Here is a 12,991-nt window from a genome sequence, read left to right on the forward strand (position 1 = left end):
GGTGGTGCTGTTGCCCCCACCCAAATCCCTCCCCTGAAGAAGAGGGGTTCAAAAGAGGCCCCCCAACCCTCAGCGCGTAAGCTTCTTGTAAGCCAGACGCGTCGGCCGATCCGCCGCATCGCCCAGCCGGCGCTTCTTGTCTTCTTCATAGGACTCGAAGTTCCCCTCGAACCATTCGACATGGCTGTCGCCCTCGAACGCCAGGATGTGCGTCGCCAGCCGATCGAGGAAGAAGCGGTCATGGCTGATCACCACCGCGCAACCTGCGAAGCTCTCGAGCGCCTCCTCCAGCGCGCGCAGCGTCTCGACGTCCAGATCGTTGGTCGGCTCATCGAGCAGCAGGACGTTGCCACCCTCCTTCAGCATCTTGGCCATGTGGACGCGGTTGCGCTCACCGCCCGACAGCTGGCCGACCTTCTTCTGCTGGTCCGCGCCCTTGAAGTTGAACGCGCCGACATAGGCCCGTGTCGCGACGTCGTGCTTGCCGAACGTGAACCGGTCGAGCCCGTCGGAAATCTCCTCCCAGACATTCTTGTTGGGGTTCAGGTGGTCGCGGCTCTGGTCGACATAGCCGAGCTTCACCGTCGACCCGATGTTGATCTCGCCGCCGTCGGGCTGTTCCTGACCGGTGATCAGCTTGAACAGCGTCGTCTTGCCCGCGCCGTTCGGCCCGATGATCCCCACGATCCCGCCCGGCGGCAGGTTGAAGTCGAGATTCTCGAACAGCAGCTTGTCGCCGAAGCTCTTGGTCAGCCCCTTCGCCTCGATCACGTTGCCGCCCAGCCGCTGCGGGATCTGGATCAGGATCTGCGCCGCACCCGGCCGGCGGTCATTCTGCTTCTCGACCAGTTCGTCGAACGCGCGGATACGCGCCTTGGACTTGGTCTGGCGCGCCTTCGGGCTCTGCCGGATCCACTGGAGTTCCTGCTGGATCGCCTTCTGGCGGCCCTCCTCCTCGCGGTCCTCCTGCGCCATGCGGGTGGCCTTGTTTTCGAGCCACGAAGAATAATTGCCCTCGAACGGCAGGCCGCGGCCGCGATCGATCTCCAGCACCCAGCCGACGACATTGTCGAGGAAGTAGCGATCGTGGGTCACGAGGATCACGTTCCCCGCATATTCCTTCAAATGGTTCTCCAGCCAGCCGACGCTTTCCGCATCGAGATGGTTGGTCGGCTCATCGAGCAGCAGGATTTCCGGCTTCCACAACAGCAGCTTGCACAGCGCGACGCGGCGGCGCTCGCCACCCGACAGCGTGGTGACGTCGGCATCGCCCGGCGGGCAACGCAGCGCCTCCATCGCGATCTCCAGCTGGTTGTCGAGCGTCCAGCCGTCGACCGCGTCGATCTTCTCCTGCAACTCGCCCATCTCGGCCAGCAGCGCGTCGAAATCGGCGTCCTCGGGCGGGTCGCCCATCAGGTCGCTGATCGCGTTGAACCGGTCGACCAGGTCGGCCGTCGCGCGCACGCCGTCCATCACGTTGCCGCGGACGTCCTTGTCGGGGTCGAGCTGCGGCTCCTGGCTCAGGTAACCGACGCGGAAATTCTCCGCGGCCCATGCCTCGCCGACATAGTCCTTGTCGTACCCGGCCATGATCTTCATCAGCGTGGATTTGCCGGCGCCGTTGACGCCGATGATCGCGATCTTGGTGCCCGGCAGGAACTGCAGGTGGATGTTGTTGAGCACGGGCTTCGCCGCGCCGGGGAAGGTCTTGGTCAGACCCTTCATCACATAGCTGTATTGAACGGCCATCTGGCGCGGTCTCCGATATCGTAAGGCTGTCGAATTTCGTCCGCGATGTAAGGGGTCGCGGCACCGTTGGCAAACGAGGACATGGGCGATAGGCAGGAGCCCATGAAGACCATCCCCCTCGCGCTGCTGTGCGCCGCCGCCCTCCCCGCCGCCGTGCTCGCGCAGGGACCGTCTACGCCGGACCGTGTAGCGGCACTCCGCGACGCCGCGCTGACCGACGACATCGCCTACGACATCACCGAAGGGCTGACGACCGAGGTCGGCCAACGGCTGGCCGGCACCGATGCCGAGGCCCGCGCCCGCGCCTGGGGCGTCGCCAAGCTGAAATCGCTCGGCTTCCGGAACGTCCATATCGAGACCTACGACATGCCCGTCTGGGTCCGCGGCGAGGAACGCGGCGAGATCCTGAGCCCCTTCCCGCAGAACCTGTCGCTCACCGCACTCGGCAACAGCGGCGCCACCCCGGCGTCGGGGCTGGAGGCGGAGGTCGTCGCCTTTCCCTCGATCGCCGCACTGAAAGCCGCCCCCCCCGCCGCGGTCCGCGGCCGGATCGTCTACCTGACGCACGCCATGATGCCGACGCAGGACGGGTCGAGCTACGGCGCGTCCGGCATCGTCCGCCGCCAGGGCCCGACCGTCGCGTCGCAGATGGGCGCCGCCGCGATCGTCATCCGCTCGATCGGCACCGACCATCACCGCGCGCCCCACACCGGCGTGCAGATGTTCGCCGACGGCGCCGCGCCGATCCCGGCCGCCGCACTCAGCATCCCCGACGCCGAGCAGCTCGACCGCATACTGAAGCGCGGCCGCCCGGTGCGGATGCGCCTGCTGCTCACCCCGCGGCAGATCGGCACGCGCCAGTCCGGCAATGTAGTGGGCGAGGTTCCGGGGCGCGATCCCAAGGCCGGCGTGATCGTCGTCGGCGGTCATCTCGACAGCTGGGACCTCGGCACCGGCACGATCGACGACGCGACCGGCCTCGCGATCACCACCGCCGCGGCCAAGCGCGTCATGGACGCCGGCCGCCCGCTCCGCACGATCCGCGTCGTCTGGTTCGGCGCGGAGGAGGTCGGCGCGTTCGGCGGCATTGCATATGCCAAGGCGCACCCGAACGAGAAGCATGCACTGATGGCCGAGTCCGACTCCGGCGCCGACCGCGTATGGAAATTCGACACGAAGGTCGCCCCCGCCGCTATCCCCGTGATGGACCGCATCGCCACCGCGCTCGCCCCGCTCGGCATCGCGCGCGGCAACAACAGCGCGTCCGGCGGCTCCGACATCACCCCGCTCGCCGCCACCGGCATCCCGATTGTCAGCCTGCGTCAGGACGTCACGCGTTATTTCGACATCCACCACACCCCCGACGACACGCTCGACAAGGTCGACCCGGCCCAACTCCGCCAGAACGTCGCCGCCTGGACGACGCTGCTCGCGGTGGTCGCTAACGACCCGACCGAACTCGGCCCGGTGGAGAAGGGCGGCGGGGAGTAGAAGCCATCATGACCTATCCGCCGACCGCCCTGCGCCCGGCGGTCGGCGATGATCGCCCCGCGCTGATCGACCTTTTGCGGCGGTCTTGGCTGCGAACCTGGGCGCCCGCGCTTCCGTTCGATACGGTCCGGGTCTTCGTCGAGCAGGACCCGGTCACCGCCTACGTCAGCACGCATTGGGCCGAGTTTATGGTCGCGGCTCGTGCTGGCTCGATCGTCGGTGTGCTGCACGTTGTCGGCGACTGCATCCTGTCGATCGAGGTCGATCCGCGCGCCTTGCGATCCGGCATCGGCACCGACCTGCTGGCCCATGCCGAACAGCAGGTCGGTCAGTCGCATGGCAGCGCCCGGCTCGAGGTCAGGGTCTTCAACCGTGATGCGCTCGCCTTCTATCGCCACCATGGCTGGACGGAGGCGGAGCGTTACACGGCAATGGAATGCGGGTCACCGGTCGAGACGATCGCGCTTGTCAAAGCCCTCGATCGTCGTCCGACAGGGTTTGATGCCCCGTCCCGCTAAACGCAGTCTGTCGCCTCAGTCCGCCTTCATCCCCGCCAGCAGATGCGGGATCGACACCCACGCAAACGCCACCGAACTGTCCGCCACACCGTAAGGCACGAACAGCATGTCGTCCTGCTTCAGCGCGCCGCAGGTGTAGACGACGTTCGGCACATAGCCTTCGCGGTCCTCGTTCGGCGTCAGGATCGGCTGCGACGTCCGGCCCAGCACCTTCGACGGATCATCCTTGTCGAGCAGCACCGCGCCGATCGAGTATTTCCGCATCGCGCCGACGCCGTGGGTCAGCAGCAGCCAGCCCTCGTCCAGCTCGATCGGCGATCCGCAATTGCCGATCTGCACCATTTCCCACGGATAATGCGGCGTCAGCAGCAGCTCGCCCTCGCCCCAGAAATCGATCGTCTTGGACCGCAGCAGATAGAGGTTTTCGCCGTCCTGCCGGCCGATCATCATATATTCGTCGCCGATCTTGCGCGGGAACAGCGCCATCCCCTTGTTGCGCGCCGCCGGCCCGCTCATCGGCTGGAAGATGAAACTGCGGAAGTTCGTGGTGCGCAGCAGTTCGGACCGGATCGTCGATCCGGAATAGGCGGTGTACGTCCCGAGCCACTCGACCGTGCCGTCGTCATGCGTGAATTCGACGAGCCGCAGATCCTCCAGCCCGTTGCGCTGCGCCTCGGTCACCGGGAACAGCACTGTACCCGACAGCGAACTGTCGGGATGGCGGTTCACCTCCACCGCGCCGCGATCGAGCTCGCGCGCCATATCGGCCGCGGTCGCGAACGGCGGTTCCGCCATCAATTCGAAGTTTGCGCCAGGCCCGAGTATGCCCTCGCGGAACGCGACAGAGGAAATGTGCCCCTCCCCCACGGCGCGCAACGACATCGCGATCCGGATCGCACCGCCGCTCAAACCCGTCTGGTCGGGATGCGGGATGATGCTGGGGTTCATCAGCGCAGCGGCGGCGTAGCTATACTCGTGGCAGAAATAGGCACCGATCAGCTGCCGCTTGGCGTGCGGGATGGTCGCCCCGTCCAGTTCTAGCGCGCGTTCGATCGCGGCATAACGCAGGTCAAACACGTTGCGCGTCTGCCAGTGCCGTGCCTCGAAATCGCGTAGGACCAGATCAAGTTCCGCCTCGGTCTGCTCCGGGTTCAGCGCCATCACCGCATCGACGATCCGCCGCACCCGGCCGGGCCGCCCCGGAACCTTCCCCGCTTCGATGGGAATATGAAACGGCCGCACGACGACACGGGCGGGGTCGGCCGCCAACTTCAACGGGGCGTGTATGACATCGATCACTAGCGTCCGTACCCTTTCGCGGCGCGGACGCTGTCGAGCTAGGAAACTTTGCTCGACCGATCGTCCGCGGACCGAGCTGGTTCCAGCGCCAACGACGCCATGGCGCAGCAAGCGAACTGGAAAGCCAGCACCGATTCGGCTCCCTGATTAAGGTTGACCCGGTCGCTCATCAATCCGTCAAAGCAGCCACCGTCGATAATCGACGCGAGCGGAATGCCGACGTCGTTCGCGCCGAGATACCAGCGATAGGCCCGCATCGCGGCATCGCGCCACGTCTCAGCGCCTGTCATGCGGTAGGCGGTCATCGTTGCATCGATCGAGGCCCACGCCTCCAGCGGCTGCTGGTCGAACCGCAGCGGCCCGACATATTCCCGCCCAAAGCTCTCGGTCCCGACCGCCCGGTAATAGCCCTCCGGCCCCGTATGGATGTGTTCCAACCATTCCAGCGAGGCGAGGCCATCCGCCATCCAGGCGGAGTTCCCGGTGCGCGCGGCCGCGCGGATCAGTGCTTCCGGCAGACGTGCATTGTCGTAACCCAGCACGGATTCGAACCAGATCCAGTCGTCACGCCGGGCATCGGCCAGCCGGCGCGATAGCTTCTCGCCGAAATATTTTACCAGCCGTTGCGCCACCGCATGGCTCGGGTGCACTTCGAGAACCGCATCCGCCCCGAGCAGCGCGAACGCCCAAGTCCGCGGGCTGCCCAGCTCATGCGCATAGGGCGCAACCTGATCGAACAGATGCAGCGCCCAGCGCCGCAGGTCGGACTTGCGCGCTCGCGCCGCGGTGTCGCCGATCGACCAGAGCGACCGGCCGAAGCTGTCCTCCGATCCGACGCTTTCCATCCAGCTGCGGTCGAAACCCATGAAGTTGCGGAACCGCCCGGTCTCGCCGTTCCAGGCATGTTGGACGAACGAAGCATAGACCGTCGCAAGCTGGTCCGCCCGCGCCGATGCGTCGCCCTCAATCCGGTGCATCAGCATCAGCGCCCGGCAATTGTCGTCGACGCAATACCCATGGTCGCGATCGGGCACGGAGAAGATCGAATGCTGGATCATCCCGCATCCGTCGGTGATGCGCTCCACCCCGGTCAGGTCCGGTGCCACGATCGGCAGTTCGGCCACCGGTCGCTGCACCATCCGCACCGGCTGCCGACGGACGGCGGCGCGCATGATCGCCATGTAACGGTGTGCGGCGGTCTCCCACGTCATGCCACGGCCGATCGCATAGGCACGCTCGGCGATCGCACGCATCTTCTCAGGGTCCGCGAACAACCCGTTGATCTCACGCGCAAACGCGTCGCTGTCGCCGAACGCGGCTAGAATGCCCGTCCCGTTCGACAGCAATTCGCTCGCATGCCAGTAAGGTGTGGACACCACCGGCTTGCCTAGGCTGACCGCATAAGCCAGCGTGCCCGACGTGATCTGCGCCTCGTTCAGATAAGGCGTCACGTAGATATCCGCCGCCTCGACATAATCGAGCAGCAGTTCCTGCTCTAGGAACCCGTCGACGAAGCGGATATTGTCGAGCACACCCAGCTTGTCCGCCAGCGCGCGTAGGCCGTCGCGATACGCCTCGCCCTCACGCGCCACCAGATGCGGGTGCGTCGCCCCGAGGATCACGTACAGCGCGGTTGGGTTCGCCGCGACGATCGCCGGCAACGCGCGCAGCATCGTCTCGATCCCCTTGTTGGGGGACAGCAGTCCGAACGTCATCAGCACCTTGCGCCCGTCGAACCCGAATCGCGTCTTCTTCGCGGCACCCTGATCGAACGGCCGATCCGGCACGCCGTGCGCGACGACCTCGATCGAATCGCGCGACAGGCCGTGGACGTGCTGGAGGATGTCGCGGCCCTTCTCGGCCATGACGATCAGCTTGGACGCGCGCCGCGCCAGCGCCTCGATCACTGCGCGCTGTTCGGGATTCGGTGTTTCCAACACCGTGTGTAGCACCACGATCACCGGAACCGTCACGCGGTCGAGCAACGTCAGCAGGTTGGCGCCAGCCGGCCCGCCGAAGATACCATATTCATGTTGCACCATCACGACCTGCGCGCCGCTTTCGTCGATCAGCCGGGCCGCCGCGCGATAGTCGGCAATATCGTCCTGCCCGATCTCCGCGACCACGGATCCGGCATAGTCGTGCGCCGCGCCGACATCGTTCATCGCATAGACGTCGATCGCCAAGTCCGGGAACGCGCCGCGCAACGCGACTGCCGTGTCGCGGGTGAACGTGGCGATGCCACACAGCCGCGGCGGATGATTGCCCACGATCGCGATCCGTTCGATGCGGTTTTCGATCTTCGGATCGGTCGGGGTGGATGCCATGGATGTCTACCTTGGGAATGATGGGTTAGCGGCAGCGGGCGTAACCCGGCGCTGTTGATGAACAAACGTTCGCGACACACGTAGGTTGCGCCTGCATGAACCACATCAGTCAAATGCGACGAACCGCGCACCGTTCACGCTATTTCTACGTTGACGGAAGAGATGACGCCGCTACAGACGAACAGGGGGCGGCATTCGGGCCGGCCCTTCCGTTTGCCTTTCTTGGAGCAGCACATATGAAGAAGCTCAGCTTCGTCGTCGCCGCCGGCCTGATGTCTCTGGCCGCCTGCACGAACAATACCCCGGCCGAAAACGCCGCCGAGAACGTCGCCGAGTCCATGGACAACGCCGCCGACAACCTCGAAGACGCTGCCGACAACGCGACGAACGAGTCGACCGAAGCCGCTCTCGAGAACGCTGCTGACAACATGTCCGCAGCTGCCGACAACGTCGAAGACGCTGTCGACAACGGTGCCGTTGCTGCGAACGCCGCAAACGCGATGTGATCGTGGCTGCCCCGGCCTTGCGGCCGGAGCAGACGGTTTGAAGGCGGGCGGTCCATCGCGGACCCCCGCCTTTTTCTTTGCCCGCGACACACCGCCACGCCTATGGACCACCGATGACAGCTCCCGCTCCGCTGACCCTGTTCAACAGCATGACGCGCGCGACCGCGCCGTTCGTGCCGATCGATCCCGACCTCGTCCGGATCTACAGCTGCGGGCCGACTGTTTATAATTTCGCGCATCTCGGCAATCTGCGCGCCTATGTCTTCACCGATACGCTCCGCCGCATGCTCAACTGGAAGGGCTATGCGGTCAATCACGTGATCAACATCACCGATGTTGGCCACCTGACGTCGGATGCGGATGCCGGCGACGACAAGATGGAGGCCGCCGCGACCGCCACCGGGCGCAGCATCCACGAGATCGCCGCTTTCTACACCGCCGCGTTCAAGGCCGATCTCGCGGCACTCGGCGTGCGCGCGCCAACGCTGTGGAGTGTCGCGACCGAGCATGTCCAGGACATGATCGCCTTCGCCCGCACGATCGAGGGGCACGGTGCTGCCTACCAGCTCGACACCGGCCTCTATTTCGACACCTCGCGTGTCCCCGACTACGGCCTGCTCGCCGGCGCGCGCCCGGACGATGTCGTCGCACGGATCGATGCGGTCGCGGGCAAGCGCAATGCGGCCGACTTCGCATTGTGGCGCACCTCCGCGCCGGGGGCCGACCGCCAGATGGAATGGGTCTCCCCCTGGGGCCCCGGTGCGCCCGGCTGGCACCTCGAATGCTCGGTAATGAGCCTGAAATATCTCGGGCGGCAGTTCGACATTCACACCGGCGGTATCGACCACCGCGAAATCCACCATGTGAACGAGATCGCGCAGAACCAGGCGTTCACCTGCACGTCGGCCACCGGCGCGAACGTCTGGATGCACAACAATTTCCTGGTCGATCGCGGCGCCAAGATGTCGAAGTCGAAGGGCGGGTTCGCGACCCTCGCTTCGCTCGTCGAGCGCGGCGTGTCGCCGCTCGCCTACCGCATGATGTGCCTGTCGTCGCACTACCGCTCGGAACTGGATTTCTCCGCTGACGGCCTCGGCGCCGCGCTGACCCGACTCAAGCGGCTCGTCTCCGCGGTCGTTGCCCTCCGCGCCAAGGCGACCGACACCGGCTGGACCCGCGTCCTGGCCGAGGCGACCGACGCGCGCGGTGCCGCCACCACCTATCAGCGTGACGAGATCGAACAGCCGCTCGGCACGAAGGCACGCGACTATCTCGCCAAATTCGACGCCGCCATCGCCGCCGACCTGATGACTCCGCAGGCGCTCCCCGTGCTGGAAGACGCGATCGCCGACAAGGCCATCCCTGCGGACGAACGGCTCCGCCTCGTCGGCAGCATGGACCTCGTCCTCGGGCTCGGCCTCGTCACGCTCGACCGCCGCGCACTGTCGCTCCGGCCCGCCGCGGCGACGCTTCAGGAAGACGACGTCGCCACCCTCCTCGCAGACCGCGCCGCCGCCCGCGCCGCGCGCGATTTCGCGACATCGGACGCGCTTCGCGACCAACTGGGGGCCGGCGGGGTCGAGGTCATGGACGGCGATCCGCTCGGCTGGGAATGGCGTCCGCTGCTCGGCGACTGACGGGCTGCCGTCGACGAAGGTTGCGTTTCGGTCATGTCCGACGCAAGGAAATTGCGAACACTGGGAAACGTAAATGGCACACAACTGGACTCCCGACAGCTGGAAGCAGGCCGAAGCGCGCCAGCTGCCGACCTATTCCGACCCCGTCGCACTCGCCGCGGCCGAAGCCGAACTCGGCCACTACCCCCCGCTGGTCTTCGCCGGCGAAGCGCGCGATCTGACGTCCTCGCTGGCCGAAGTCGCCGCGGGCAAGGCGTTCCTGCTCCAGGGCGGCGACTGCGCGGAAAGCTTCGCGGAATTCCACCCCAACTACATCCGCGACACCTTCCGCGTCATCCTGCAGATGGCGGTCGTGCTGACCTATGCGTCCAAGTTGCCGATCGTGAAGCTCGGCCGCATGGCGGGCCAGTTCGCCAAGCCGCGCTCGACCGACATGGAGGAGATCGGCGGCGTCTCGTTGCCCAGCTACCGCGGCGACATCATCAACGACATCGGGTTCGAGGCGACCGCGCGCGAGCCCGATCCGCAACGCATGATCCGTGCCTACAGCCAGTCGGCCGCGACGCTCAACCTGCTCCGCGCGTTCGCCCAGGGCGGCTACGCCAACCTCCACCAGGTCCACGCCTGGACGCTCGACTTCATGGGCCGCAGCCCGTGGGCCGCGCAATATCAGGACGTCGCCAACCGGATCGGCGAGGCGCTCGATTTCATGGCCGCCTGCGGAATCAACCCGGAGACGGTGCCGCAGCTGAAGGGCACGCAGTTCTTCACCAGCCACGAGGCGCTGCTGCTCCCCTACGAACAGGCGCTCACCCGTCAGGACAGCCTGACGGGCGACTATTACGGCCTGTCCGCGCACTTCCTCTGGATCGGCGATCGCACGCGGTTCGAAGGGTCTTCGCATGTCGAATTCCTCCGCGGCATCCACAACCCGATCGGCATCAAGTGCGGGCCGACGCTCGAACCGGACGCGTTGCTCCGCATGCTCGACACGCTCGATCCGGCGCGCATCCCCGGCCGCATCACGCTCATCACGCGCTACGGCCATGACAAGATCGAGAAGCACCTCCCCACGCTGGTTCGCGCGATCCAGCGCGAAGGGCGCCCGGTCGTCTGGTCGTGCGACCCGATGCACGGCAACGTCGTGAAGGCCGCCAGCGGGTACAAGACGCGCCCGTTCGATCGGATCCTGGCGGAGGTCCGCGGCTTCTTCGCGGTCCACCGTGCGGAGGGGACGCATGGCGGCGGCATCCATGCCGAAATGACCGGCCAGAACGTCACCGAGTGCACCGGCGGCGCGATCGACGTGACCGAACAGAGCCTTGGCGATCGCTACCATACGCATTGCGACCCGCGCCTCAACGCGGGCCAGTCGATCGAGCTCGCCTTCCTGCTCGCCGAAATGCTCAACGACGAGATGCGCCTGCGCGAACGCGACGCCGCCTGAGAATGATCGGTCATCGATCGCCCCGGCGTCGATGACCGATTCCGGGTGGTCGACCGACCGTCGAAGCCCTGCTGCCCGTCAACATCCGGAACGGCGTAAACGATGATCGTTCTGCTCATGGCGCTCGCCGCCGCAACCGCGGGCAACTGCGGCGACAAGCCGAACCAGACCGCGATGACGATGTGCCAGCGGGCGGTCGCCGCGCAGGCCGATGCTAACCTGAACCGCATCTGGAAACAGGCCTACGCCGCCATGCAGCAGGCGGACCGCACCCTATCGATGGGCGTGAACACCTCGGAACCCGGTTACGCCGCCGCCTTGCTCGCGTCGCAACGCGCGTGGCTCGCCTTCCGCAATGCCGAGTGCCGCATCGAAAGCTACGAATGGCGCGGCGGCACGATGCAGCCCTTCACCGCCAGCCAGTGCCTGGCCGAAGTGACGCGGCAACGCACCGCCCAGCTCCGCGCCATGCTCGGCTGGGCGCAACGCTAGTTCGCCACCGGCCGGTCGATGAAGTCCGTCACGACCTGCGCGAGCGCGGCGGGCTGGTCCAGCATGACGAAGTGGAAGCTGCCGTCGATCCGGCGGAAACGCACGTCCGGCGTCCCGGCATAGGCGTTGCGGAACGTCGCATCAATCGCCGCCGCCGGTACGCCGTAAAGCGGATCATAGGCATAGACGACCGCCACCGGCACCCTGATCCGCGGCAGTTCGGGCCGCAGGTCGGTCGTCATCAGCTCATAGGTCGCATTTGCCACCGTCTTGCGGTCCGACAGCTCGAGCGAAGTGACCAGCCCCCGCCGCTTTCCGTCCGTCTTCACCAGCCGCGCGATCGTCGCCGCCTGCGCCGCCTCGCGCTGTTCCGCAGTAGCGGTCAGCATTGCATCGCGGTACGCCGCCGCCCGCGGGGTGACCATGGCGACCGTCGCCGCTGGGTTCATCAGCAGGCTGTAGAACGGCAGCGCGTCGACGACCATCAAGCGCCCGACCAGCTCGGGTTGCCGCGCGCCGAGCATCAGCGCGACCTCGCCGCCCAGCGAATGACCGATCACCACCGGCGCCGCGATCCGCTCCCGCCGGATATAGTCCGCGATCGCCTCCGCCGCCGGCGCCGCGACGCGGTCGTCCTCTCCCCCGACCGCCGGCATCCCGGCGAACCCGGCGATCTGGACGATGTGCAGCCGATGCTTCGGCTTCAGCTGCCGCACCAGATCGGACCAGACTGTCGACGACGACGCGAGCCCGGGGATCAGCACGACGTCCGGCCCGGTCCCCTCGGATATCACCGCGATCCGTTCACGCGCGGCACTTCCCGCCTGCGCCGGTTTTGCAACGGCGGCTCCTGGTAACGACATGGCGATCCCGATCGCCGCGAGCATACGCGTCCACATGATGATGTCCCCCTTCGCTGCCCTAAGGTTGAAACACGTCCTCGATCCGCAGCCCGAAGACCGCGGCGATCGTGAAGGCGAGCGGCAGGCTCGGATCGTACCGCCCGTTCTCGATGGCATTCACCGTCTGGCGCGACACGGCCAGCGCCTCGGCCAGGTTCCCCTGGCTCCACGCGCGGGCCAGCCGCAGTTCCTTGATCCGGTTGTTCACCGGTAGCGGAGCTGCGCGACGACCATGCCCAGGCCCCACAACGTCCCCATGATCGGCCAGACGGCAAAGGCACGCAGCTGCGGCAACCCCGCCCCTTCGGCAAACCCCCAGCGGAAGGTGATCAGCGCGGTGCCCAGGAATGACATGGCGATCGCATCGAACTGGATCTGGCGCTGCATCTCGTCCATCCGCCACAACCCGCGCCGGATGGCCAAGGCCGCCGCGAACGCACCGATCATCGGCACAAGGTTGATGACCAGCTTCAGCGCACTGACCGGCTTGATCGCCCGCTCCACCGAAGCCGCCCCGACCAGCAGGACACCGTACAGCAGCATCGCCGCACTCAGTTCGATGATGTAGCGCCGGGCTCGAGACATGGACCGTCTCCTGTAAAGCGTCTTTTACAGCCAGTCCG

12 protein-coding genes are annotated in these 12,991 nt (G+C 66.4%); 6 read left to right on the forward strand and 6 right to left on the reverse strand.

Annotation, left to right across the window (positions count from 1 at the left end; all coding sequences use genetic code 11):
* Positions 1-69: 69 nt before the first annotated feature.
* On the reverse strand, positions 70-1,749 hold the full coding sequence (ettA, locus tag IEX50_RS01050; protein ID WP_157177608.1) for an energy-dependent translational throttle protein EttA: 1,680 nt from the start codon (positions 1,747-1,749) through the stop codon (positions 70-72).
* A gap of 102 nt (positions 1,750-1,851) precedes the next feature.
* Here ettA and IEX50_RS01055 point away from each other — a divergent pair, with 102 nt between their 5' ends.
* A complete protein-coding gene (locus IEX50_RS01055; RefSeq protein WP_157177609.1) occupies positions 1,852-3,240 on the forward strand; it encodes a M20/M25/M40 family metallo-hydrolase in 1,389 nt (462 codons plus the stop codon).
* Positions 3,241-3,248: 8 nt separating this feature from the next.
* The gene (locus IEX50_RS01060; protein WP_157177610.1) at positions 3,249-3,758 is read left to right on the forward strand and encodes a GNAT family N-acetyltransferase; all 510 of its coding nucleotides are present in this window, start codon (positions 3,249-3,251) and stop codon (positions 3,756-3,758) included.
* A 15-nt stretch (positions 3,759-3,773) separates the two neighbouring features.
* Here the strand turns inward: IEX50_RS01060 and IEX50_RS01065 are convergent, their stop codons facing one another.
* Positions 3,774-5,057: a glycoside hydrolase family 130 protein gene (locus tag IEX50_RS01065; RefSeq protein WP_184075086.1), complete on the reverse strand. Its 1,284-nt coding sequence runs from the start codon at positions 5,055-5,057 to the stop codon at positions 3,774-3,776.
* A 38-nt stretch (positions 5,058-5,095) separates the two neighbouring features.
* Positions 5,096-7,384, reverse strand: coding sequence for a glycosyltransferase family 4 protein (locus IEX50_RS01070; RefSeq protein ID WP_157177611.1), 2,289 nt, complete (start codon positions 7,382-7,384; stop codon positions 5,096-5,098).
* A gap of 236 nt (positions 7,385-7,620) precedes the next feature.
* Between IEX50_RS01070 and IEX50_RS01075 the strand changes: the two genes are divergently transcribed.
* The 4 genes from IEX50_RS01075 to IEX50_RS01090 all read left to right on the forward strand — a co-directional run bounded on the left by IEX50_RS01075 (position 7,621) and on the right by IEX50_RS01090 (position 11,466).
* The gene (locus tag IEX50_RS01075) at positions 7,621-7,890 is read left to right on the forward strand and encodes a hypothetical protein (RefSeq protein ID WP_157177612.1); all 270 of its coding nucleotides are present in this window, start codon (positions 7,621-7,623) and stop codon (positions 7,888-7,890) included.
* Positions 7,891-8,003: 113 nt separating this feature from the next.
* Positions 8,004-9,527: a cysteine--tRNA ligase gene (gene cysS / locus IEX50_RS01080; protein ID WP_157177613.1), complete on the forward strand. Its 1,524-nt coding sequence runs from the start codon at positions 8,004-8,006 to the stop codon at positions 9,525-9,527.
* Positions 9,528-9,600: 73 nt separating this feature from the next.
* Positions 9,601-10,974 (forward strand): class II 3-deoxy-7-phosphoheptulonate synthase, encoded by a 1,374-nt coding sequence (locus IEX50_RS01085; RefSeq protein ID WP_157177614.1) that lies wholly within the window; start codon positions 9,601-9,603, stop codon positions 10,972-10,974.
* A 102-nt stretch (positions 10,975-11,076) separates the two neighbouring features.
* Positions 11,077-11,466 carry a lysozyme inhibitor LprI family protein gene (locus tag IEX50_RS01090; RefSeq protein WP_157177615.1) on the forward strand — a complete coding sequence of 130 codons (390 nt, stop codon included), beginning with the start codon at positions 11,077-11,079 and terminating at the stop codon, positions 11,464-11,466.
* On the opposite strand, the gene IEX50_RS01095 is transcribed toward IEX50_RS01090, so the two are convergent.
* The 3 genes from IEX50_RS01095 to IEX50_RS01105 are packed head-to-tail and all read right to left on the reverse strand — an operon-like array spanning position 11,463 to position 12,953.
* Positions 11,463-12,365: an alpha/beta fold hydrolase gene (locus IEX50_RS01095; protein ID WP_157177616.1), complete on the reverse strand. Its 903-nt coding sequence runs from the start codon at positions 12,363-12,365 to the stop codon at positions 11,463-11,465. The two genes, IEX50_RS01090 and IEX50_RS01095, sit on opposite strands and share 4 nt — an antisense overlap.
* A 22-nt stretch (positions 12,366-12,387) precedes the next feature.
* Positions 12,388-12,576: a helix-turn-helix transcriptional regulator gene (locus tag IEX50_RS01100; protein ID WP_157177617.1), complete on the reverse strand. Its 189-nt coding sequence runs from the start codon at positions 12,574-12,576 to the stop codon at positions 12,388-12,390.
* Positions 12,573-12,953 carry a hypothetical protein gene (locus IEX50_RS01105; RefSeq protein WP_157177618.1) on the reverse strand — a complete coding sequence of 127 codons (381 nt, stop codon included), beginning with the start codon at positions 12,951-12,953 and terminating at the stop codon, positions 12,573-12,575. Before IEX50_RS01105 ends, IEX50_RS01100 begins: the two co-directional genes overlap by 4 nt.
* Between the last annotated feature and the right edge of the window lie 38 nt (positions 12,954-12,991).

The organism is Sphingomonas prati, assembly GCF_014643515.1.
Lineage (GTDB): Bacteria > Pseudomonadota > Alphaproteobacteria > Sphingomonadales > Sphingomonadaceae > Sphingomonas_R > Sphingomonas_R prati.